The following is a 22,837-nucleotide window of genomic DNA, read 5'->3' on the forward strand; positions in this document are numbered from 1 at the left end:
AGCCTTACTTCCCACGAGGGGCACTCCTTCGTGACCTCCCCCCGCCTGCGCGTCATGCTGGTCGACGACCACGAGCTCGTGCGACAGGGGATAAACTTCCTGCTCACCTCCGACGGCTCGATCGAGGTCGTCGCCGAGGGCTCGAGCCTCGCGGAGGGCATGACCCTCGTGCGCTCCACCAGCGTCGACGTGCTCGTCGTCGACGTGTCCCTCGGTGACGGGTCGGGCCTCGACCTCGTGCGACAGACCCGCGAGATGCGGCCACGCCTGGGCATCGTCGTGCTCACGATGCACGACGACGACAACACCCTGCTCGAGGCGCTCGACGCCGGGGCCTCCGCGCTCGTCCTCAAGAGCGGCTCCGCCGACGAGGTCATCTCGGCCGTCAAGCACGCGGCCTCCGCACCCGAGTCATTCACCGCGGCCGGTCTGGCCGGAGCCCTGCGCCGGCAGGCGAATCCCGACCACCCGCGGCTCACCGTGCGCGAGACCGAGGTGCTGCACCGGCTGGCTGCCGGCGACTCGGTCGCCGCCGTGGCCAAGCAGCTCTACATGAGCGAGTCGACCGTGAAGACGCACATCGCCAAGCTCTACGACAAGCTCGGGGCCAACAACCGGGCCAGCGCGGTGATGGCCGCCATCCGGTCGGGGCTCATCAAGTCCTGACCGGCCGCCCGCTCACGGCGCCGTCCCGCCTGCCGACGGCCGCTAGAGCGAGGCGAAGCTCCGCATGATCTGGATGATGCCGGGGCCGAGGAGCACGACGAAGAGCGCCGGGAAGACGAAGAGGAGCATGGGGAAGAGGATCTTCACCGGTACCTTCTGGGCTTTCTCCTCCGCCACCTGACGGCGCACCAGACGCATCTCCTTGGCCTGGCCGCGCAGGACCGAGCCCAGGGGGACGCCCAGCCGGTCGGCCTGCGTCATCGCGGTCACGAAGGTGCGGATCTCGGGGGCCGTCGTGCGGCCGGCCAGGTCGGCGAAGGCGTCGGCCCGTCTCTTGCCGATCTGGATCTCGGCCAGCACCCGCCCCAGCTCGGCCGAGACCGGTCCCCCGACCGAGCGGCTGACCTGCAGGAGCGCGGCGTTGAAGGCCTGACCCGCCTCGACGCACAGGGTGAGCAGGTCGAGGGCGTCGGCGAGCCCCCGGCGCAGCTTCTCCTGGCGCTTGATCGCGGCGTTGTAGACCAGCAGGTCGGGGACGAAGAAGCCGCCGACCGCGAGGGCCACCATCATCACCACACCGGCGAGCCCGTTGCTCACGAAGAGCAGCCCGACGACCAGGCCGACGACCAGACCGACCCCCTTCAGCGACAGGATCCGGTCGACCGTCCACCCCGGGGCGTTGCCAGCCAGCTCGAGGTTGCGGGCGAGGCGCACGACGCTGCCGGACGGAGCCAGCCGGCCCCCGGCCCGCCTGGCGAGCCCAGCCAGGGGGGTGAGGAAGCGCTGCCCGGCATCCAGCTCGTGCGTGGCCACCTCGTCGCGCGAGACCTGGTCCTCGATCATCGAGAGGCTGCGGGCGACCCCCCGTGACTCGGTGCCGAGCAGCGCGTAGGCCGCGACCCCCAGCCCCCCGAGGAGCAGGAGCGCTCCGCCCCAGAGCAGCAGTGCGGCGCCCATCAGATCTCCACCTTCGCCATGCGTCCCATGAGGAAGACCCCGAGGGTGAGGGAGCTGACGGCGTAGACCAGCATCCCCGCTCCGATGAGGCTGTTCCACAGGACGGAGATGTAGTCGTAGTTGAGGAAGAGCGTCGCCAGGAAGATGACGATCGGCAGCAGCGCGAGGATCCACGTGGAGAGGCGACCCTCAGCCGCGAGCCCCCTCACGTGCCGCGCGAGCGCCTGCCGCTCGCGGATGGTGGCGGCGGTGGTGCGCAGGGTCTCGGAGAGGTTGCCGCCGACCTGCCGCTGGATGCGCACCGCCATCGCCGTGATCTCCATGTTGCCGCTGCGCATCCGGCCGCCGAGCCGCCCCAGGGCCTCGTCGACGTCGGCCCCGATGCGGGTCTCGGCCATCGTGCGGCTGAACTCCTTCGCCGCGGGCTGGGCCGCATCGCGGGAGACGGCGTCCAGCGCCTGGAGGAAGGAGAAGCCGGTCTGCAGGCTGCTCGCCATGAGGGTCAGGACGTCGGGCAGCTGCTGGTCGAACGCCTCGGAGCGTCGGTCGGCCAGGCGCCGCAGCACGAGGCCCGGCGCGAGGAGCCCCAGGACCACCCCGACCACGATGCCCGCCACGAGGACGCGGCTGAGGAGCAGGCCACCGAGCGCGCCGCAGACCAGGACCGACAGCACGCGCACGACCCACCACTCCCCGGCGCGAAAGGGCAGGTCGGCCCGCTCGATGAGGGTCACGGTCGTGCCGGTCGACTGACGGTCGCGCATCATCCGGTCGCCGAATGCCACCACCGTCTCGGCGAAGGCCCCGGGGCGCGACCGCTCGTCGGGGAGGGCGTCGAAGGCCTGGCTGATCTCGCGGGCGCGCACGGACCCGCGCGACGAGAAGGCCGGGGCGGTCAGCGCCACGACCACGGCGGCCAGGGCCAGGCCGACGGCGACCAGCGCCAGGACCGCAGTGAGGGGAAGGCCGAGGACGAGAGAGGGTGCCGGGGTCGCCAGCGCTGCGGGAGGGGCGTTCGTCACCACCGGAGCCGCACCGAGGTCGACGGGCGCCGAGGCGGCGAAGCGGGTGCCACCGCTCGCACCCGAGAGCACGACCTGCTGGCTGCCGTACTGCGCGTCGCTCGTGCGCAGGCTCCAGCGCACCTGCGTCGTGACGGTCCGAGCCGTAGCGGTCAGCGTCGACACGAGGGCGGCTGCGTCACCGGCCGGGACCACGCCCGCGGCTCCGTCGGTGGCGACCTGGGCCAGCGGACCGAGGTTCGCCGGGTGGCCCTGGTAGGAGACCACCCGCGTCGTCACCCCCGCGGTCCGCAGCCCGGTGGTCACCTGCTCGAGCGTCGCTGCGCTTCCGAGGTCGGCTCCGCCGGTCACCAGCAGCACCGTGCGCTGACCATCGGCTCCCAGCTGGGTCAGGGCCATCGAGAGCGCGTCGTACGTCGTGCGCCCGAGCCGCGCCACCAGCGCGCCGGCCGCCGCCCGGACCGCGTTGCGGTCGAGCGTGGGTGCGATGGCGAGTCGCGCCGAGGCGTCGTAGCCGATGACGCCCACGAGCAGGTCGCGCGGCGCGGCGCTCAGGTAGGCGTCGACCGCAGCGCGGATGGCGTCGAGGCCGGGGCTCCCCGCCGCGGTGCTGGTGTCGAGCACGAGCATGACCCCTCGGGCCGACGGGGCCACGACCTGAGCGCTGACCGGGATCGGCGTCGACCCGATGCTCGCCGTCAGGGAGGAGGCCCCACCGTCGAGCACCCCAGGCACGGTCAGGCTGCCGGAGAGGGTGCCGTCGCTGCTCACGATCACCGTCGACAGGGCCGCCGTCGGTGCGGGCGCCTCGGCGGCGACCGCGACCGTTGGCCCGCCCAGCAGCACGATGACCAGCAGCGAGAGCGCCGAGAGCGCCACGGTTAGCGGCAGTGGTGCGGCGCCGGACCGGGCTCGGGCGGGCGACGGGGGCGGGGGCGTCATCGCGGTCACCGGCTCCGGGCGAAGAGGTGCCCGGGCAGGTCGACTCCCTGCTCGGCGAGCTCCTGGGAGAATCGTGGGCGCAGCCCGGTGGGGACGAGCGAGCCGAGAAAACGGCCGTTCTCGTCACGGCCTCGCGCGTAGTCGAAGGTGTAGAGCTCCTGCAGGGTGATGGTGTCGCCCTCGAGCACGTCGACCTCGCTGATGCCGACGATGCGCCGGGAGCCGTCCTTGAGGCGCGACTGCTGGATGACCAGGTCGAGACCGCTGGCCACCTGGTCGCGGATGGCCCGGACGGGCAGGTCGATGCCGGCCATGAGCACCATGGTCTCGAGCCGCGAGAGGCTGTCGCGGGCGCTGTTGGCGTGCACCGTCGTGAGCGAGCCGTCGTGTCCGGTGTTCATGGCCTGGAGCATGTCGAGCGCGGCCCCGTCGCGCACCTCGCCCACGACGATCCGGTCGGGCCGCATCCGCAGGGCGTTGCGCACGAGGTCGCGGACGGCGATCTCGCCGCGGCCCTCGGAGTTCTGCGGGCGCGACTCGAGCCTCAGGACGTGCCGCTGCCGCAGCTGCAGCTCGGCCGCGTCCTCGATGGTCACGATCCGCTGGTCGTCGGGGATGAAGCTCGACAGCACGTTGAGCAGGGTGGTCTTGCCGCAGCCGGTGCCGCCGGAGATCAGGATGTTGCGGCGACCGGCCACGCAGAGCGCGAGGAAGTCGCGCACGGTCGGGGTCAGGGTGCCGAAGGCGATGAGGTCCTGGTCGGTGAAGGGATCGGGCGAGAACTTGCGGATGGTGAGGATCGACCCGTCGAGGGCGATCGGCGGCACCACGACGTTGACGCGGGAGCCGTCCGGCAGGCGCGCGTCGACCATCGGGCTCGACTCGTCGACCCGGCGACCGACGCGGCCGACGATCTTGTCGATCGTGCGCCGCAGGTGGCTCTCGTTGGTGAAGCGGGTCGGAGCGAGCGTGATGCGACCGCCACGCTCGACATAGATCTGCTCGGCGCCGTTAACCATGATCTCGGTGACGTCGGGGTCGCGCAGCAGCGCCTCGAGGGGTCCGTGGCCGAGGATCTCGTCACTGACCTGTTGGGCGATGCTGGACCGGTCGCTGGCTGAGAGCGGGGTCTCCTCGAGGTCGAGCACCGACTGCAGCGAGGTGCGCACCTTCTGCTCGAGCACGTCCTCCGGCAGGTTGACGTCGTAGAGCTGCGGTCCGAGCTGCTCGACGAGGGCCCGGTGCACGTTGGCCTTGACCGTCGCGAAGGGGTCGATCCTGGTGACGGGCGCGCGAGTCATCCCCGGCATCGGCTCGGTGGCGGCCCCCACCGGCAGCGCCGCCCGGCGGACGCTGTCGATGCGGTCGGCGAGGCTCATCGCTTGCCCCCCCAGCTGAACCGGCGCCGCACACCCGTCTCGGGCGCCGCGCTCGGCGTCCGGCCCGTCGAGGCGGCCAGCTGCGAGCCCTGCGCGCGGATGAACCGGTCGGCGAGGTCGCGGATGGCCAGGCTCACCGGGTGCCTGGGCTGGTCGAGGGTCATCAGGTTGCCGTGGTTGACCGCCGCCGGCACGTCGACGCTGCCCGGCACCATCACGGCGATCTCGTGCCGGATCGCGGTGACGACGTCGGCCGCGCTCAGGCCGACCTTGGCGTCGGAGCGGTTGAGACACACGATGCGCGCCTCGGCCGGGCTGCCGAGCAGGTCGAGCGTCTCGAGGGTGACCCGCAGGTTCTTCAGCGCCGGGATGTCGAGCGTCGCGATGAGCACGATGGAGTCGCTCAGGTCGAAGGCGGCCAGCACGTGGTCGGTGATGGCCGGCGGGGTGTCGACGACGATGAACTCGTAGAGGTGACGGGCCACTCGTAGCACCTCGGTGACCGTGGCGGTGGGGATGCGCTCGACTCCACTCGGGTTGGTGGGGGCGCACAGCACCTCGAGACCGCTCTGCTGGTGGATCGTGAGGACCGAGGCCAGGCCGCCCTCGTCGAGGTGACCGGCCATGGCGGCCAGCTCCTCCATGGTCTTGTTGGCCTGCTGGTCGAGGTGCATGGCGATCGCCACGTCGCCGAAGGCGAGGTCGAGGTCGATCAGCAGGGTCCGGTGACCGCACGAGGCGAGGTAGGCCGCGAGGTTGGTGGACATGGTCGTCTTGCCGACGCCACCCTTGGCCGAGAAGACGGTGATCACGCGACCGGTCTCCTCGTGCCCCTTGCCCGCTGCACTGCGCAGCCGGGCCGAGAGCTCGAGGCTGCGTCGGCACGCGTCGGCCAGCGCGGCCAGGTCGTCGGAGGCGACCACCTCGCGGGCGCCGGCCCGCAGGGCGTAGCCGAGCACGGTGACGTCGAGCCGCTTGCGCAGCAGGATCATGCCCACCTCGGGACGGTCGACCCGCACGGTCTCCATGACCTGGCAGGCCGCATCGAGGTCGATGTCGGGGCCGATGACGACGAGCAGCTCGGCGGGCGTGCTGGCGAGGGTGCGGGTGATGGACACGCCCGACTCCGCGACCACGAACCCGGCACCCAGCGCGTAGGTGTAGTGCTCGGACGCGCGGGGGTCGGTGTCCCAGAGGATGGTCATGTCGTGGCCCTCACTGGCGTGGAGTGCGTGGTGGGTGGGCTGGTCACGGGAAGAGGGACGAGTCGGAGACCGAGCCGCTCTGCGACAGGTCCACCCCTGAGCCCCGGAGCCCGAAATAGAGCTTGCCGGTCTGGATGGCGTGCACGAGTCGCGTGGAGTCGCTGGGCGGCAGGGCCACGGTGACCGGCACCGTGCCGGCCTTGGCGTCCGTCGACTGGGCATCGCCACCCGTCGGGGAGAGCGACGCCGACCCCACGGCGATGACGAGCACGTCCTCCAGCAGGACCTCCGTGGTGGGGGTGACCTGACCGGCGCTGCCCGGCTTGTCGAAGGTGTCGTAGATGACGATGTGCGAGCCGGGGGTCAGGAACTGCCCCACCCGGGCCGGGTCACTGAGCTCGGCCGAGACGGCGACCGTGCCCTTGGGCACCGAGATGGCCTGCGCCCCCACCGCCTGCGGCTGGAAGCGGGTCGAGAGCACGAACTCGCCGGTCTGGATCTCGTTGACGGCCACGAGGTCCTTGTTCTGCGCCGTGACCTGCGTCAGGGCGCCCTGCGGGGTCGACTCGGCCGGCAGGTTGGTGCGGCTGAGCAGGCGCTGGTTGACGGCGTCCTGCAGGGAGGTGCCGGCCGGCACCACCCTGTCGGCCACGTAGACCTGCTGGGGCCGGGCTCCGGCGACCGCGCGGGAGTTCGCCCCCTGGGCGTAGAGCACCAGCGCCCCGACCCCGACCAGGGCGACCAGGGCGGCCACGACGACGACGGCGACTCGAGCCTTCATGGGAGGACCGCCTATTCGGGAGGGGAGGGGCCAGCATCGGAGCGGCCAGGGGACGAACTTCGCCCGGCACCCTCCTGTCCAGCACGAACGGTGAGGGTGCCGAGCCACACAGACGACCTGGAGGCCGCCGGCCCTGAGACGGGCTGGTCGTCAGCCCTTGTTGGTCAGGGTGGTGTTGACGGTGCCGAAGAAGTTTCCGAGCGTCTTGCCGAGGCCGAAGACGAGCCCGATGATGACGACGGCGATACCGGCGACCATCAGGCCGTACTCGACGGCGGTGGCGCCCCGGTCGCGAGTGGCGAGGCGGACCTTGAGGTGGACGAAGGCCTGGAGCATGGTCGGGTGACCTTTCTGACGGCATCAGTGGGTGAAGGAGCGGGGCCCCCCGCGATCCTCCCCCCAAGGAGGATCAGCGATACCTTGACACAGCGACCCCCGGCGTCGGGTGCCCCGGACGGCTGAAGTCGGCCGAATGGAGGAGGACTCCGGACGTTGGGTCGAGGGGATGAGGGGATGTTCCCCACATTGGATGCGCCGACGCCTACAGTCCGCCGACCACGAGGTCGCTCACCCCGACCAGGGGCTGCCACCGCCCGCCCACCCTGAGCTGGACGCCGGTCCCGTCCGCCGCGAGGGGGCCGGTCTGCATCACCAGCCCCGCCACCCCGCCCCGCGTGGTCAGCCGCACCCCGGCGGGCACCGGCGGCACGAGCGTGACCTTCCCGTAGCGACGCAGCCCCACCCCTCCCCCGATCTGCACGTCGAAGGGTCGCAGGGGGGCGCCGCGCTTCTCACGGGCCAGGACGGCGACGTCGTCGGGGGACAGCCAGACCACCGACGCCAGGTCGAGCAGCGGCTGACCCTGCCGATAGGGGTCCGCGAGCGCAAGGGGCAGTCCCCGCCCGTCACGCTGGATGCCGGCGAGGTCGAGTCGACGGTCGCTGCCGTCGGCCTTGCTCGAGATCACGGCGGCCCGGGTGTCGTCGGGTGACACCCGCAGGGCCACGACCCGTCGTCCCCCCAGCCAGTCGACCCGGACGACCGCCGCAGCGCCGACGGCGGCTGTCGTCGCGGGGAGGGTCCAGACCCTGGCGACCCCGCCGGCGACTCCGGCCACCCAGAGCCGGCCGGCGGTGTCGTAGGCCGGGTCGGTGAGGTCGATGCCGAGGCTGGGCGCCGTGTGAGGCACCCCGTCACGCCACCGCACCAGCTCGCGGCGACTGCGGGCCACGGCAGCGAGGTCGGTGCCGTCGGCCGAGAGGGCCAGCCCGGTGTAGTCGCTCGACACCCGCGTCGGGCCGGGGGCGCCGGGCAGGGGTGCCCCGGCCGGTGCCGCTGCTGGGTCGTCGACCGACTGCGGGTCGAGGGCGAGCACCGAGTCACCCCGCCTCACGGCACCCACGGTGAGCGCCGGGGTGGGTGCCTGGGTGTAGCCCAGCGTGGTCAGGCTCGTGATCTCGGGTGGGAGGTTCGGCACGGGGATGTCCCCGATCGACGCCACCTGCAGCCTCACGGACGCGATGGCAGGGATCTGCAGCAGGGTCGCCACGAACTGCGCCCACATCGCCCGTCGTCGCTCGGGCTCGAGCGTCGGGGCCGAGTCGGTCAGCACCACCGTGGCCCGGCCCGAGTCAGGATCCACCTCGACCGCGTCGACGGCCAGCTGGGCCGTGGGCGGCACCGCCGTCTCACCGACCCCGTCGAGGTAGGCGGGCACGGGCCCGATCTGGGCTCTCGCCAGCGAGGTGGCCACCCGTGACCCGGCGGGGAACCACCGCAGGTCGGAGACGAGTCGCTGGGTGCCCGCCACGACGTAGTTGATGTCGTAGGCGGCATAGACGCGGTCGAAGTCGTCGGTGTTGAGCCACAGCCCGAAGCCCTCGCGGGGCAGGTCGATGCGCCACTCCCCGTCGGCGCGCACCATCGACAGCACCAGCGAGCGCGTCGTGCCGGGCGGCAGCTCGGTGTAGTGGCCCGTGGTGTCGATGCTCGCGACCGCCGTGACGGTCAGGCGCAGCTGGTCGGCGGGCAGCTGGTCGATCGCCAGACCGACGGCCGCGTCGTAGACGGTGACGGACGACGTCGGCTGCCAGCGGTCGACCGACGTGGGAGCGAGATAGGCCCGGCCCACCGCCTGCTGGTTCTCGTCGGTCTCCTGGAACGAGGCGCCCGACCGGATGAAGTCGCGGGCGATGACGTCCTGGGTGGCGCCCTTGATGGGGGCGCTGACGACGACGCGGGCCCGCTGGTCGACCTGCTTGTCGACCCGCAGGCCGGCCTGCACCGTCGTCGAGGTGGGCAGTCCGCCGCACCCGGACAGGGCCAGGGTGGCGCAGGTGACGAGGGCCAGCACCGGCCGGGCCCGGAGACCACGCAGGGGGGTCACCGCGCCCCCGGTCCGGTGGCTGGCGCGGTCGATCCCGACGAGGGGACCACGCCGATGACGCCGCCGACGCCGAGCGGCAGGGGCGAGGCCTTCAGCACCTGGCCGGCCACGGTGGGCAGGGTCAGGCGGAAGCAGGAGCCCTCTCCGGGAGCCCCCCAGGCCTGCAGCCACCCGGCGTGCAGCCGGGCGTCCTCCAGCGAGATCGCCAGGCCCAGCCCGGTGCCGCCGGTGGTGCGGGCCCGCGCGGGGTCAGCCCGCCAGAAGCGGTTGAAGACCATGGCCCCCTCACCCGGCCTCAGCCCGATCCCGTGGTCGCGCACGGTCACCGCGACCGCGTCCTCGTCGCGGGCGATGCGCACCTCGATCGGCTGCCCCTCACCGTGCTCGATGGCGTTGACCAGGAGGTTGCGCAGCACCCGCTCGATCCGACGGGAGTCGATCTCGGCCTGACAGGGGTCGTCGGGGGCGTCGACCTGCAGGATGCTGCCCCGGCGCGCGGCCAGGCTCGCCACGGAGTCGACGACTCGGCCCACGGTCACCCGCAGGTCGGTCGGCTCGAGGTCGAGCACGGCGGCCCCGGCGTCGAAGCGGCTTATCTCGAGCAGGTCGGTGAGCAGGGACTCGAAGCGGTCGAGCTCGCCCCACAGCAGCTCTGACGACCGGGCCACGAGGGGGTCGAAGTCGGCTCGGGAGTCGTGGATGAGGTCGCCGGCCATCCGGATCGTCGTCAGCGGCGTCCGCAGCTCGTGGGACACGTCGGAGACGAAGCGCTGTTGGAAGCGGGAGAGGTTCTCGAGCTGGCCGATCTGCTGCTGGATGCTCGCGGCCATCTCGTTGAAGGACTGGGCGAGGATCGCGATGTCGTCCTCGCCGCGGGCGCGCATGCGCTCGCTGAAGACGCCCGACGCGAAGCGCTCGGCCACCTCGGCCGCGCGCCGCACGGGGGTGACGACGAGGCGGGTCACGACGTAGGCCACTCCCCCGATGAGGAACATGAGCACGACGGCGCCCACGAGGAACGTGCGGCCCACGAGCGTGAGGGTGTCGCGCTCGCGGGTCATGGGGTAGATGACGTAGAGGTCGTAGGACCCGAGGCCGGTGGCGCCGGTGTTGATCTGCTGCCCGATCACCCACGCCGGGGTGACCTCGTTGTCGCCCTGCAGCTGGATGGTGATGATCTGCGTCTGCTGGGTGCGGGGGTTGTCGGCGACGGCCTGGCGCAGCTCGGGCGGCACCGAGGGCAGGCCGACGTCGCCCGAGACGACGGGCTGCAGGATGATGTCCTTGTTGGTGTTCCGGCCGTCGCGGGCCAGGATCGTGAAGCGGGAGCGCTCGGTGCCGGCGATGCTCTGGATGGCGGTCTGGGCCACGGTGAGCAGCCCGTCGCCCGTCGTCTGGTCCGTGCTGGCAAAGCTGGTCTCGACCCGTCCGGCGAGCTGGATGACCTCGGCCTGGGCCCCGAGCCGGCGCTCGTCGACGAGCCCGTCGGCAACACGCTGGTAGAGGTAGCTGCCGACGATGGAGAGCACGACGAGGCCGAGCACCATGGTCACCGCGACCACGCGGAACTGCAGCGACCGACGCCACCCACGGCGGACACCGCGTCCGAGGCGCACCACCCGGCGACCGGCCCCGACGAGGACGGCCCGAGGGGCGGTCTGACGATCGGCCATGAGCCCTACGCGGGCCCGGCCTTGTAGCCGACCCCGCGCACCGTCACGACGATCTCGGGGTGCTCGGGGTCGTGCTCGATCTTGCTGCGCAGACGCTGCACGTGCACGTTGACCAGGCGGGTGTCACCGGCGTGGCGGTAACCCCACACCTGCTCGAGGAGCACCTCGCGGGTGAAGACCTGCCACGGCTTGCGGGCCAGCGCGACGAGCAGGTCGAACTCCAACGGGGTGAGCGAGAGTGGCTCGCTGCCCCGCTTGACCGAGTGACCCGCGACGTCGATCGACAGGTCACCGATGTCGAGGCGCTCGGGCTCGGGCTCGTCGCCCCGGCGCAGTCGTGCGCGCACCCGCGCGATGAGCTCCTGCGGCTTGAACGGCTTGACGACGTAGTCGTCGGCGCCCGACTCGAGCCCCACGACGATGTCGACGGTGTCGGTGCGGGCGGTGAGCATGACAATGGGCACGCCCGACTCGGCGCGGATGCGGCGACAGACCTCCATACCGTCGATGCCGGGCAGCATGAGGTCGAGCAGCACGAGGTCGGGACGGGCCTCGCGGAAGGCGGCCAGGGCCGACGACCCGTCGGCCACGTGGGACACCTCGAGACCCTCCTGCCGCAGGACGATGCTGAGCATCTCCGCCAGGGCGAGGTCGTCGTCGACGACCAGTACGCGACCCTTCACGTCAGGACCCTTCCTCTGCCTAGCACCGGCCCCGGCACCGGCACCGGGACCACCGTGCCATCCTCACACAGCCCGGCGGCGGGAGGGTGCAGACGGTGCCGAGGGCTGCCGATCTCACTTGACCAGACGGACGGCCTGCCCGTCCATCGCGGCCGTCCAGGCCGAGGTGTCCGTCGGCACGGCACCCTTGTAGTCGAAGGACACGGTGTACCAGCACGCGGCGTTGTTGGAGTCGTTGCAGTCATAGGTCGCGGGGATCGGGACCCGTAGCGTGATCCAGCGACCGTTGAGCGACGTGGACGTGGTGATCGCACAGGGGTCGAGGCTGCCGATCGGGGCGTCCCTGACGTCGTACTGACGGCAGCCGACGCTGCCCGAGGGGGGCTTGATGGTCATCTTCCCGGCGTTCTTGGCGTCGCCCACGTCGAAGAAGCGCACGACCAGGGTCTGACCGGCGGAGGTGCTGGGCACCCGGGCGAGGTAGAACGTCGTCCCGGGGCTGTCGTCGCTGGTGAAGATACCGAGCCGCTGCCGGCCCGAGACCGTGGTGGTCTCCACGTCGCCACCCACCGCGCGGATCGAGAAGTGGTTCTGTGCGTTGCCGCCGGCTCCGTTGACCTTGAGGATGTAGGTCCCCGCTCCCCTGACGGTGCAGAGCGGGACCCAGCGGCGGAAGCTCTCGGCGACGCCCACGTTGTAGCCCGGGCTCTTCTGGTCGAGGGCGGCGGACAGTGCCCCGTCGAAGCCCGTCCAGGTCCTCGTGCACTTGTCGATGGGGGTGTGGTCGGCGATGTTGGCGCCCCCCTGGGTGCCGAGGACCGAGTAGCTGGTCTGCATGACCTCCTTGGTGGCTCCCCCGATCAGGTTGTTGGTGTCGCCCGTGCACCAGCCGCTGTTTGCCGAGTTGCCCTTGCCGTAGCGGTTGTTTGCGTCGGTTGCGTCCTTGACGAACGGGTTTCTTGCCGCGGTCGCACCATCGAGGTTGGTCGAGTCGCACTGGTTGCCGGTGGCCACGAAGTCCGGGTCGAAGATCTCGATCTGCGTGGCCCCCGCGGTCTTCACGGTGATGTTGTAGAGGTAGCCCTCCGCCGTGTAGTCGGTGTTGGTGCCCGCCGGGCAGTTGTCGGACGTGGCTCCGGTGCAGAGCGTCGACTGGTAGGGATCGCCGTTCTGCTTGTCGGTCCGCTCACCACTGACACCGGCCCAGAACCGGCCGGTGCCGAGACCCGAGCAGGCGGATGACCCGGTGGCAGGCGTGGCATCGGGGTCGTTGCCGATCCGGTTGCACGGGCTGCCCATCGAGACGGGGCCCGCGTAGGCGGCGTCCCCCCTGCTCGAGATCGTCGACGTCGGGAGGCCGAACAGCCCGGTGAAGAAGTTCGTCACCGTCGTCGACACGGTCACCGAGAGCCGACCCGGGTCGCCGGGGACCCGCGTCGTCGTCACACTCGTCGTGGCGGACACCCCGAAGCCGTTGTCCTGCGCATACTGGGTCGCCACGGTCATGGCGCCGGCGACGTTGTCGGGCAGGTAGACCACACCAGCGAGCGCTGCGGCGTCTGCGGCCTTCTGGGTCTGCAGCTTGACGAGATACCAGTGCCCGACGTCCACGGCGATGGCACAGAAGCCGATGAAGGTCGTCATGAGCAGGGCGGTGAGGATCGCCACCACGCCGCTGTCGCGACGACGTGACGGCAGCCGCGTCATTGGCACAGGGCCGTCGTCGAGGTCGGCTCGAAGGCGAAGACCGCCTTCTCGGTCAGCGTCGGTGACGCGTAGGGCACGCTGGTCATCCCTTTGTGCTGGACGGACAACAGGAGAGCCACCTTGGTCGAGAGGGAGTTGCACTTGTCCCAGGCGCCGCTCGGGATCCCGAACTTCCCCGCCGCGGCGCTCCAGGAGAACGTCAGACAGCCCGAGCTGCTGCCGTTGCAGCTCTTCAGCGGTTCGGGAAACAGGTCCGGGTCGTAGACGTAGAGGGTCGCCGCTCCTGTGGTGTTGACCGCGGCCATCGAGAGGCCGACCTGGGTAGCCGCATCGGTGGCGAAGGCCCTCTTCAACGGCTCGGCCGAGGCCATCCGACCGCCCGCTCGCACGGCGGAGGAGATGGCCAGCGCATCCTTGAAGATGAGCCCGAACTCGACGATGCCGACGAAGAGGGCGATGACCACGGGGAGCACGAGGGCGGCCTCGACGGCCGCCGCGCCGCGGGTCCGCTCACCGCGCAGCAGGTGCCCTCGCGCCGTGGGACGTGAGTGCGCGGTCGCGGTGCGGAGGGAGAGCACGAGGTCCTCGGGGGTCAGGAGCCGTCACAGGTCTTTTCCACAGTAGGACCGACACGTGAAGCACAGGGCCCGACCCCCAGATCCAGGGCAGATCGTGGCCGTTCGGACGAGGGTCCGCCCGACACGGGCGATCCTCGGGCTCAGCGGGACGCGGCGATGGCGCCCTCCCAGGGGGTGGAGGACGCCATCACCAACAGTATGAACGCGATCGCGTCGAGCGCGAGTCAGGTCGCGCTCAGTAGCGGTAGTGCTCCGGCTTGTACGGCCCGGCCACGTCGACGCCGAGGTACTCGGCCTGCGTCTTGCTCAGCTCCGTGAGCTCGACGCCGAGGGCCTCGAGGTGGAGCCGGGCGACCTTCTCGTCGAGGTGCTTCGGCAGCACGTAGACCTGCTTGTCGTAGTCGGCCGTCTTGGTGAAGAGCTCGATCTGGGCGATCGTCTGGTTCGAGAACGAGTTGCTCATCACGAAGCTCGGGTGACCCGTGGCGTTGCCGAGGTTCATCAGGCGTCCCTCGGACAGCACGATGATCGACGAGCCGGACGCAAAGGTCCACTCGTGCACCTGCGGCTTGATCTCGGTCTTGGTGACCCCGGGGACCTTGGCCAGACCGGCCATGTCGATCTCGTTGTCGAAGTGACCGATGTTGGCGACGATGGCCTTGTTCTTCATCTTGGTCATCTGGTCGGCGCTGATCACGTCGTAGCAGCCGGTCGTCGTGACGAAGATGTCGGCGCGGCCGATCACGTCGTCGAGACGGGCGACCTGGAAGCCCTCCATGGCCGCCTGCAGCGCACAGATCGGGTCGATCTCGGTGACGATGACGCGCGCACCCTGGCCGCGCAGCGACTCGGCCGAGCCCTTGCCCACGTCGCCGTAGCCGCAGACGACGGCGACCTTGCCGCCGATGAGCACGTCGGTGGCGCGGTTGAGCCCGTCGATGAGCGAGTGGCGGCAGCCGTAGGTGTTGTCGAACTTGCTCTTGGTGACCGAGTCGTTGACGTTGATGGCCGGGAAGAGCAGCTCGCCGGTCTCAGCGAGCTGGTAGAGCCGGTGAACACCGGTCGTGGTCTCCTCGGTGACGCCCTTGATGTCCTTGGCGACGTTGGTCCACCGGGTGGGATCGAGCGCCATCGTGGCCCGCACGAGCTCCTTGAAGACGCCGAACTCCTCGGAGTCCTCGTCGGTGGTGGCCGGCACGAGGCCGGCGATCTCCCACTCGCGGCCCTTGTGGACCAGCATCGTGGCGTCGCCACCGTCGTCGAGGATCATGTTGGGGCCACCGCCACCGGGCCACGCGAGGATCTGGTCGGTGCACCACCAGTACTCGGGCAGGGTCTCGCCCTTCCAGGCGAAGACGGGGACGCCCTGGGGGTCGTCGACGGTGCCGTGCGGGCCGACGACGGCCGCGGCGGCCGCCTCGTCCTGGGTGGAGTAGATGTTGCAGGAGGCCCAGCGCACGTCGGCGCCGAGGGCGGTGAGCGTCTCGATGAGGACGGCGGTCTGCACGGTCATGTGGAGGGACCCGGCGATGCGGGCACCCTTCAGCGGCTGCGCGTCGCCGTACTCCTCGCGGAGGGCCATGAGACCGGGCATCTCGTGCTCGGCCAGTCGGAGCTGGTGTCGGCCGGCCTCGGCGAGGCTCAGGTCGGCAACCTTGAAGTCAAAGGACATGGGAAAACTGCTTCCGTTGCGATTGAGTGAGGTGTGCTGACCCGGCGTAGCCCATCTGGGCACTGCGTACTCGCGGGGTATCACCCACGCCGGCAGACCCAGTCTACCGCCGGTCCGGCAAGATGTCGCACCAGCCCGGCGCGCCGGGCTCGGCGTCGTCACCCCTGCGAGGGGGCGTCGGGGTCCCAGCTCGGCCGCTCGGCGTCGGCGCCGTGGTCGATGTCGGGCTCGAGGTACATCAGCAGCGTCAGGTCGGGCACCGCCTGCCGCGCGTGCAGCTCGGCCCGGTTGATGGTCGTGGCCACGGACTGCGCGGTGTCGGTGGCGGTCACGGCCACCTTCGCCGCGACGACCAGCTCGTCCGGACCGACGTGCAGGGTGCGCAGGTGGATGAGCCGGTCGACCCCGTCGGTGCCTACGACGGCCGCCTCGATGGCCCGCACGTGCTCGAGCGAGGCCGCCTCACCGAGCAGGAGCGACTTCATCTCGACGGCCAGGACGATTGCGACGACGACGAGCAGCAGCCCGATCAGGCCGGTGCCGGCGGCGTCCCACCGACCGTTGCCGGTGACGATCGTCAGGACCACCCCGAGCAGGGCGAAGACCAGCCCGACGAGGGCAGCCAGGTCCTCGAGGAGGATCACGGGCAGCTCGGGGGCCTTCGCGCTGCGCACGAACTGCGGCCAGCTGCGGCCGCCCCGCAGAGGGTTCGCCTCGCGGATCGCCGTCCGGAACGAGTTGCCCTCGAGCCCGATGCTCACGACGAGCACCACCAAGGGCACCCACACCCAGCTCTCGATGCCCTCAGGGTTCTGGAACTTGTGCCACGCCTCGTAGAGGGCGAAGAGACCACCGACGCTGAAGAGCACGATCGAGACCACGAAGGCCCAGAAGTAGCGCTCCCGCCCGTAGCCGAAGGGGTGCTCCGGGGTCGCCTGACGCCGCGCCCGCTTGCCCCCCAGCAGCAGGAGCAGCTGGTTGCCGGAGTCGGCCACCGAGTGGATTCCCTCGGCGAGCATCGAGCTGCTGCCCGTGAGGGCGAAGGCCACGAACTTGGTCACGGCGATGCCCGCGTTCGCCCCCAGCGCTGCGTAGATGGCCCTGGTCCCGCCCTGCGTCGACATGGGAGGAGTTTAGAGCGTGGCTCGCTATGGTCTGGGTCCATGACGCCGCTCGAGGACAGCGACCGCATCACCCGCTGGGTCCCCTGGGTCGTCCTCGCCGGGGTGTCGCTGACGCTGGCCACCCAGACCCGTGCGGGCGTCTCCGACCCGGACACGTTCTGGCACATCCGCGCCGGTGAGCAGCTGCTCGCCTCGGGCAGCTTCACCTCGGCCGCGAGCGGGACACCCTTCAGCAGCAATCCCTGGGTGCTGCACGAGTGGGCCCCCGAGGTGGCGCTGGCGCTGGCGGCCCGAGCCGGGCTGGTCGCCGTCGTCGCGCTGTGGCAGGCGACGCTCGTCGTCCTGGTCGTCACCCTCGTCGCCACGACGAGTCGTCGGGCCAGCGCACTGCCCACCGCGGTGGCCGTCGCCCTGGCCGTGGTCGGTGCCAGCGGAGGACTCGGCCCGCGACCCCAGCTGGTGTCGTTCATCCTCGTCGTCGCCACCCTCGGCGCCTGGCTCGACACGGCGGAGGACGGCCGACCGCGGTGGTGGCTGATCCCCCTGACCTGGGCGTGGGCCTGCTCGCACGGCTTCTGGTTCCTCGGGCCGGCCATCGGCCTCGTGGTCGTCCTGGGCATCGGCGTCGAGCGTCGCCGCACGTCGCCGCTGTCGCGACGGGAGCTGCTTCGGCTGATCGCCGTCCCCGTCGCGAGCCTGGTCATCTCCCTCGTGACGCCCGTCGGCCCCCGGCTGCTCCTGGTGCCCTTCCAGGTCTCGGACTATGCCCAGTTCGTCAGCGAGTACCTCCCGACCCCGCTCAGCTCCCCGGCATACGCCGTCACCCTGCTCGCGATCGTGGCGGTCGCCGTGGGCTGGGCCGTCGGTCCGGCGCCCGTCCGAGCCACCCGGGTGCTCCTGTGGTGCGTCGCGCTCTTCTTCACCCTCCTCTACGGCCGCACCATCGCGCTCGGCGCGCTCGTGATCGCCCCCCTCGTCGCCGAGACCCTCCAGTCGGTGGTGCCGACGCGTCGCGTCAGCCGCCGTGCGCTCGCGAGCGCAGCAGCGACCGGAGGCCTGGCCTCCGTCGTCCTGGTGCTGGCCACCGGCTCGGGGGTCGCCCAGCAGGTGCCCGTCGGCCTCGACCGCCAGCTGGCGGCCCTGCCCGACGGCACCGTCGTCTACGACGCCTACGCGCTCGGGGGGTGGCTGCTCTGGGCCCACCCCAACCTCCGCCCAGCGATCGACGGGCGCACCGAGATCTACACGGTCGACTACGTGCGCACCTACGTCGACACCCTCGACGCGCGCCCGGGGTGGCAGGACGCCCTGAGCCGGTCCGGAGCCCGCTTCGCCCTGCTGCCGACGCAGAGCCCCCTCGGTGACGCGCTGATCCACCAGCTGCGCTGGACCGTCGTCGGCGCGACCCCGCAGACCCGGCTGCTGGGTGCCCCCGCCAGCGCGACCAACCTCACCGGCTGAGCAGCGCCGTCGGCTAGCGTCGACCCATGAGCTCTGCGACCGGCATCCTCGAGTGGCTGCCTCTGCTCGACCACCTCGACCTCGTGGCCGCTCCCGTCGCGGCGGTGGCCGCCACACTGCCGTCAGCCCGCGTCGCCGTGATCGACGGGGCGATGGCCGACACCGCGATGTTCTGCACGACCTACGACGTGTCGCCGGAGGCGAGCGCCAACTGCGTCGTCGTCGCCGGGAGACGCGGCGAGCGCACGTCGTATGCCGCGGTGATGGTGCTCGCGACCACGCGCGCCGACGTCAACGGCGTCGTGCGCAAGACGCTCGACGTGCGCAAGTGCTCCTTCGCCCCGCACGACGACGCCGTCTCACTCACCGGTATGGAGTTCGGTGGGATCACCCCCGTCGGCCTGCCGAGCGACTGGCCGGTGCTCGTCGACGACGCGGTGGCCGCCACCGACCTGGTCGTCGTCGGTAGCGGCCGGCGCACGAGCAAGCTGCTCGTGTCGGGGGCCGACCTCGCGGCCCTGCGCGGCGCCCGCGTGCTGCGCCTGGCCCAGCCGGCCTGATCTCGAGCGCCGGCGTCCGCGTCGAGGTGGGCAAGAACCCTCCGCGACGCGGACGCAAGGGTGCTACTCGCGGGTGAGGTCGCGCAGGTCGGCGACGTGCGGCGAGAGCCCGGGGTCGGCGCCGAGCCCGAGGGCGAGGTAGGTCGCCGCGAAGTCGGTGAGTGCGATGTGTCCCGCGAGCCGCTCGAGCGGGTGGCCGGGGGCGGTGTCGTGCTGGCTCACCCGCACCCCGGCGTCGGAGGCGGTGCGCACCACCGCGTCGGCGAGGCGACGCACGGCGGAGCGCTCCCCCGGCTGCAGGATGGCGTCGGCGGGTGTGTCGCGCAGCATCAGCAGACGCAGCCGGGGCGTCGGCGGGCCGTCGAGAAACGGGTCGGCGAAGATGTCACCGACCCCGCGGGCACCGAGGCCCGCCGACCGGGCCACCCCCGCGTCGCTGAAGGGCCCGTCGAAGCAGGCGACCACCTGCGACGCGGCATCGGGCAGCTCGCCGTAGGTCGCCGGCACCCGTGAGGTGCGTGCGAGCATCGAGGCGCACCGGGCGGCGGCGACACCGGCGAGCGGACCGTCGCCCAGCACGAGCGGCACCCCGTCGGCGAGCTCGAGGGCCAGCGACTTGGCCGGGTTGACGAAGGTGTCGCTGCTGGGGCGGAAGAGCTCGGCCTGCTCGTCCAGCCGGTCGGCCACGGCGCCCAGCACCGCCGGACGCGCCTCGAGCATGCCCAGTCGGTGCGCGGCCAGGACCACCGGGGTCAGCATCGCCCAGAGGGCGGTGCGCGACGACGTGAGGCCGGGCGGGGTGGGCACGTGGATGCCCCGGGCGCGGGCGCACACGTCGGACAGGGGTGAGTCGGGCGCCCCCACCGTGAGCAGCGACGCACCGCGACGCGCCGCCTCGGCGGCCAGGGCCAGCGGGCCGGGTGCCCGCCCCGACTGGGAGACGGCGACGACGAGGTCGAGCGAGCCGACCCACCCCGGCAGGGGCACGTTGCGTCGCACGCTGACCGGCACCGGTGACCCCGGCTCGGCCAGCAGCTCGAGCACGTCGGCGACGATCGCGGAGCCGCCGAGGGAGGCCACGACGACCGAGCGGGGTCGGTCGCCGCCGGCGACCTGCTCGATGCCGGCCTCCTCGGCCAGCGCCAGCGCGTGGCGCACCTGGGCGCCGGCACCGGCCAGCGCCCGCAGGGTGCCGCGCGAGTCGAGACGCGCGACCGCGGCCTCGTCGTCGACCAGGTTGTCGTCGAAGTGGGGCACGGCGCTCGCCTTCCTGCTGGGGGTGCGTGGACGGCTGGGTGGGTCCGGGTGGGCCCTGGTGAGCTCAGGCCCTGGTGGCGCGGGCCTCGTGCACGAGCAGGACCGGGACGCCGTCGTCGATGCGGTAGGCCAGCGCGCAGTCGCCGCCGGTCGTGTCGAGGCACTGCAGCTCGGGCCCCTGCGGGCCGGTGCCGTCGGCGAGCTCGGAGTGGCACGCGGGGCAGCGCAGGATCGAGCGCGGCCAGTCGGTGGTCGGGGAGCTCATGAGTTCCTTGCTTCGGGAGGGGGGGTGCGGGTGGGGTCAGCCGGCGCGGATGATGGAGAGCACGGCGTCGCGGACCGTCTCCATCGTGCCACGGTCGGCAGCCTCGACGTTGAGCCGCAGCAGCGGCTCGGTGTTGGACGAGCGCACGTTGAACCACCACATCGGCTCGCCGTCGGTCCCCGCGTGGGTCACGGTGAGGCCGTCGAGCTCGTCGAAGGTCGTCCCGCCGCGCGACACCGCCATCTCGCGCACCCGCGTGGTGGCCGCCGGCGCGTCGGTGACGGTCGAGTTGATCTCGCCGGAGGCGGCATACCGGTCGTATGAGGCCGTGAGCGCGCTGAGCGGGCCTGCCTGCTCGCCGAGCGCGGCGAGCACGTGCATCGCCGCGAGCATGCCGGTGTCGGCGAACCAGAAGTCGCGGAAGTAGTAGTGCGCGGAGTGCTCACCGCCGAAGACGGCGTCCTGCGTCGCCATCGTGGCCTTGATGAAGGAGTGGCCGACCCGGCTGCGCACCCCGCGCGCACCCTGCTCGGCGATGACCTCGGGCACGGCGACCGACGAGATGACGTTGTAGACCACCGCGACGTCGGCGGCGTCGGCGCCGTCGGCCACGGCACGGGCGATCTCCCGCTCCGCGACGAGCCCGGTGATGGCGCTGGGGCTGACCGGCTCACCGCGCTCGTCGACGACGAAGCACCGGTCGGCGTCGCCGTCGAAGGCCAGACCGATGTCGGCGCCGTGCTCGATGACGGCCTTCTGCAGGTCGACGAGGTTCTTGGGGTCGAGGGGGTTGGCCTCGTGGTTGGGGAAGGTGCCGTCGAGCTCGAAGTAGAGCGGCTCGATCGTCAGCGGCAGCTGCGGCAGGCCCGCCCCGGTGCCGAGCACGGCCGGCACGGTGTGGCCGCCCATGCCGTTACCGGCGTCGACGACGACCTTGAGCGGTCGGATGCCGCCCAGGTCGACCAGTCCGCGCAGGAAGGTGGAGTAGTCGCCGAGCAGGTCGTGCTCGCGGATCGTGCCGGGGGTCGCGCTCTCCTCGGGGCGGACGCCCTCGTGCAGGTCGCCGCGGTCGAGGCTCCACTGGGCCAGGTCGGTGATCTCGCGCAGACCGGAGTCCTGACCGACCGGCCGGGCGCCTGAGCGGCAGAGCTTGATGCCGTTGTACTGCGCCGGGTTGTGGCTGGCGGTGAACATCGCGCCGGGCAGGTCGAGCGCGCCGCTGGCGTAGTAGAGCCCGTCGGTGGAGCACAGTCCGATCAGGGTCACGTCGAGGCCGCGGGCCGCGGCGCCCTCGGCGAAGGCCCGGCTCAGCTCGGGCGAGCTCGGGCGCATGTCGTGACCGATCACGATGCCCTCGGCCCCGTCGGGCAGGGCGACGACCTCGGCGAAGGCCGACCCGATCGCCCGGGCCACCACCGCGTCGAGCTGCTCGGGCACGAGGCCGCGCACGTCGTAGGCCTTGATGAAGTCGGACAGGCGTCGGGAGGTCACGACCCCGAGCCTAGGCGAGGTGGGTCGGCCCGAGGTGACGACCCGGGATGCGGGACGGTCGGTGGCTCGCTCAGAGGTCTCGCAGCACGCGCAGGTGGCCTCGGCGGTGCACCTCGACGGCACCGGAGTCGGCCTCGCGCCGCTGGGTGCCGGGGGCGGCGGTCTCACCCGACGCCGTGGCGACCCCGCCGGCACGGTCGCCGCGGCGAGGTCGGCCGGCCTCGCGCACGGCGTCGGCCAGGGCCAGCAGGTCGTCGGTGCTGGGTGGCGGGGGTGAGTAGTCACCCTGCAGGCGCACGACGTCCCAGCCCCGCGGGGCCGTCAGTCGCTCGGCGTGCCGGGCGCACAGGTCGTAGGTGTGGGGCTCGGCGTAGGTCGCGAGCGGGCCGAGCACCGCGGTCGAGTCGCGGTAGACGTAGGTCAGGGTCGCCACCGACGGCCCGGCGCACCCGGTCTTGCTGCACTGTCGCGACACACCCACGTGCTGACTGTAGTTCGTCGCTGCGACGATCCCGCCGGGCCACGCCGTAGGCTAAAGGTGTGGGCTCTCCTCGCAGCGACGCCGCGCCTCCCGACCGTCGTCGGTCCGGCGGGCCGGCATCCCGGAAGGCCGGGCGCGACCGGCACGGGCGCGGGCGCCGGGGGCCGCTGGCGTGGCCACCGGTGCCGGCGATGGCGACCCGGGCCGAGGGCTTCGACGACCTCGTCATCGACGCGGCCGCCCGCCTCGAGGAGCGCTGGGGCGCGCCCTTCCCGGCGGTGGAGCTCGCGGTCGAGGACGTGCCGCCGTCGGACCCTGCCCCCTGGGAGCACGCCGAGGTGCCGCTCGGCCGTCTGTTCCCCGCGTCGAAGGTGGCACCGGCTCGGGTCGTGGTCTACCGCCGGCCCGTCGAGACCCGGGTGCAGGGGCAGCGCGAGCTCACCGCGCTCGTGGCCGAGGTGGTCACGGAGCAGCTCGCCGCGCTCCTCGGGGTGCGCCCCGACGAGCTCGACCCCGAGCTCGGCCCCGAGGACTGACGCCGTCAGCC

The 22,837-nt window shown here is 72.0% G+C and carries 21 protein-coding genes; 4 read left to right on the top strand and 17 right to left on the bottom strand.

The annotated features are described in order from the left end of the window. Positions 1-30 precede the first annotated feature (30 nt). Positions 31-666: a response regulator transcription factor gene (locus tag V3N99_04470; GenBank protein ID MEO3935997.1), complete on the top strand. Its 636-nt coding sequence runs from the start codon at positions 31-33 to the stop codon at positions 664-666. A 42-nt stretch (positions 667-708) separates the two neighbouring features. On the opposite strand, the gene V3N99_04475 is transcribed toward V3N99_04470, so the two are convergent. The 13 genes from V3N99_04475 to V3N99_04535 all read right to left on the bottom strand — a co-directional run bounded on the left by V3N99_04475 (position 709) and on the right by V3N99_04535 (position 16,775). Next, positions 709-1,623 carry a type II secretion system F family protein gene (locus V3N99_04475; GenBank protein MEO3935998.1) on the bottom strand — a complete coding sequence of 305 codons (915 nt, stop codon included), beginning with the start codon at positions 1,621-1,623 and terminating at the stop codon, positions 709-711. After that, positions 1,623-3,587, bottom strand: coding sequence for a type II secretion system F family protein (locus V3N99_04480; GenBank protein ID MEO3935999.1), 1,965 nt, complete (start codon positions 3,585-3,587; stop codon positions 1,623-1,625). The genes V3N99_04475 and V3N99_04480 overlap by 1 nt, the downstream gene beginning before the upstream one ends. A gap of 5 nt (positions 3,588-3,592) precedes the next feature. Further along, the gene (locus tag V3N99_04485) at positions 3,593-4,966 is read right to left on the bottom strand and encodes a CpaF family protein (protein MEO3936000.1); all 1,374 of its coding nucleotides are present in this window, start codon (positions 4,964-4,966) and stop codon (positions 3,593-3,595) included. Continuing rightward, positions 4,963-6,171 (bottom strand): AAA family ATPase, encoded by a 1,209-nt coding sequence (locus V3N99_04490; protein MEO3936001.1) that lies wholly within the window; start codon positions 6,169-6,171, stop codon positions 4,963-4,965. The genes V3N99_04485 and V3N99_04490 overlap by 4 nt, the downstream gene beginning before the upstream one ends. A 43-nt stretch (positions 6,172-6,214) precedes the next feature. Then, a complete protein-coding gene (cpaB, locus tag V3N99_04495; GenBank protein ID MEO3936002.1) occupies positions 6,215-6,952 on the bottom strand; it encodes a Flp pilus assembly protein CpaB in 738 nt (245 codons plus the stop codon). A 150-nt stretch (positions 6,953-7,102) separates the two neighbouring features. Beyond that, a complete protein-coding gene (locus V3N99_04500; GenBank protein MEO3936003.1) occupies positions 7,103-7,288 on the bottom strand; it encodes a Flp family type IVb pilin in 186 nt (61 codons plus the stop codon). 205 nt (positions 7,289-7,493) lie between these two features. Next, the gene (locus tag V3N99_04505; protein MEO3936004.1) at positions 7,494-9,338 is read right to left on the bottom strand and encodes an LpqB family beta-propeller domain-containing protein; all 1,845 of its coding nucleotides are present in this window, start codon (positions 9,336-9,338) and stop codon (positions 7,494-7,496) included. Next, positions 9,335-11,011: an MtrAB system histidine kinase MtrB gene (mtrB, locus tag V3N99_04510; protein ID MEO3936005.1), complete on the bottom strand. Its 1,677-nt coding sequence runs from the start codon at positions 11,009-11,011 to the stop codon at positions 9,335-9,337. Before mtrB ends, V3N99_04505 begins: the two co-directional genes overlap by 4 nt. A gap of 5 nt (positions 11,012-11,016) precedes the next feature. Further along, complete coding sequence (mtrA, locus tag V3N99_04515; GenBank protein ID MEO3936006.1) at positions 11,017-11,694, bottom strand: MtrAB system response regulator MtrA; 678 nt, start codon at positions 11,692-11,694, stop codon at positions 11,017-11,019. 114 nt (positions 11,695-11,808) lie between these two features. Beyond that, complete coding sequence (locus tag V3N99_04520) at positions 11,809-13,401, bottom strand: pilus assembly protein TadG-related protein (GenBank protein MEO3936007.1); 1,593 nt, start codon at positions 13,399-13,401, stop codon at positions 11,809-11,811. Further along, positions 13,398-13,979 (bottom strand): TadE/TadG family type IV pilus assembly protein, encoded by a 582-nt coding sequence (locus V3N99_04525; GenBank protein MEO3936008.1) that lies wholly within the window; start codon positions 13,977-13,979, stop codon positions 13,398-13,400. Before V3N99_04525 ends, V3N99_04520 begins: the two co-directional genes overlap by 4 nt. A 235-nt stretch (positions 13,980-14,214) precedes the next feature. After that, entirely contained in the window at positions 14,215-15,651 is a 1,437-nt protein-coding gene (gene ahcY / locus V3N99_04530) for an adenosylhomocysteinase (GenBank protein ID MEO3936009.1), read from the bottom strand. Between the two features lie 158 nt (positions 15,652-15,809). After that, positions 15,810-16,775: a cation diffusion facilitator family transporter gene (locus tag V3N99_04535; GenBank protein MEO3936010.1), complete on the bottom strand. Its 966-nt coding sequence runs from the start codon at positions 16,773-16,775 to the stop codon at positions 15,810-15,812. Positions 16,776-16,814: 39 nt separating this feature from the next. On the opposite strand from V3N99_04535, the gene V3N99_04540 reads away from it, so the two are divergent. Next, positions 16,815-18,236: a hypothetical protein gene (locus V3N99_04540; protein ID MEO3936011.1), complete on the top strand. Its 1,422-nt coding sequence runs from the start codon at positions 16,815-16,817 to the stop codon at positions 18,234-18,236. A gap of 26 nt (positions 18,237-18,262) precedes the next feature. After that, entirely contained in the window at positions 18,263-18,796 is a 534-nt protein-coding gene (locus V3N99_04545) for a YbaK/EbsC family protein (GenBank protein MEO3936012.1), read from the top strand. A gap of 63 nt (positions 18,797-18,859) precedes the next feature. On the opposite strand, the gene V3N99_04550 is transcribed toward V3N99_04545, so the two are convergent. The 4 genes from V3N99_04550 to V3N99_04565 form a co-directional block, all read right to left on the bottom strand. Then, positions 18,860-20,053, bottom strand: coding sequence for an SIS domain-containing protein (locus V3N99_04550; GenBank protein MEO3936013.1), 1,194 nt, complete (start codon positions 20,051-20,053; stop codon positions 18,860-18,862). 64 nt (positions 20,054-20,117) lie between these two features. Next, on the bottom strand, positions 20,118-20,318 hold the full coding sequence (locus V3N99_04555; protein ID MEO3936014.1) for a hypothetical protein: 201 nt from the start codon (positions 20,316-20,318) through the stop codon (positions 20,118-20,120). A 36-nt stretch (positions 20,319-20,354) separates the two neighbouring features. After that, entirely contained in the window at positions 20,355-21,809 is a 1,455-nt protein-coding gene (locus V3N99_04560) for a phosphomannomutase/phosphoglucomutase (protein MEO3936015.1), read from the bottom strand. Between the two features lie 70 nt (positions 21,810-21,879). Further along, the gene (locus V3N99_04565) at positions 21,880-22,290 is read right to left on the bottom strand and encodes a DUF3499 domain-containing protein (GenBank protein MEO3936016.1); all 411 of its coding nucleotides are present in this window, start codon (positions 22,288-22,290) and stop codon (positions 21,880-21,882) included. 59 nt (positions 22,291-22,349) lie between these two features. Here V3N99_04565 and V3N99_04570 point away from each other — a divergent pair, with 59 nt between their 5' ends. Continuing rightward, positions 22,350-22,826, top strand: a complete 477-nt coding sequence (locus V3N99_04570) for a metallopeptidase family protein (protein ID MEO3936017.1) — start codon at positions 22,350-22,352, stop codon at positions 22,824-22,826. Positions 22,827-22,837: the final 11 nt, after the last annotated feature.

This window comes from Dermatophilaceae bacterium Soc4.6, from assembly GCA_039889245.1.
Taxonomy (GTDB): domain Bacteria; phylum Actinomycetota; class Actinomycetes; order Actinomycetales; family Dermatophilaceae; genus Lapillicoccus.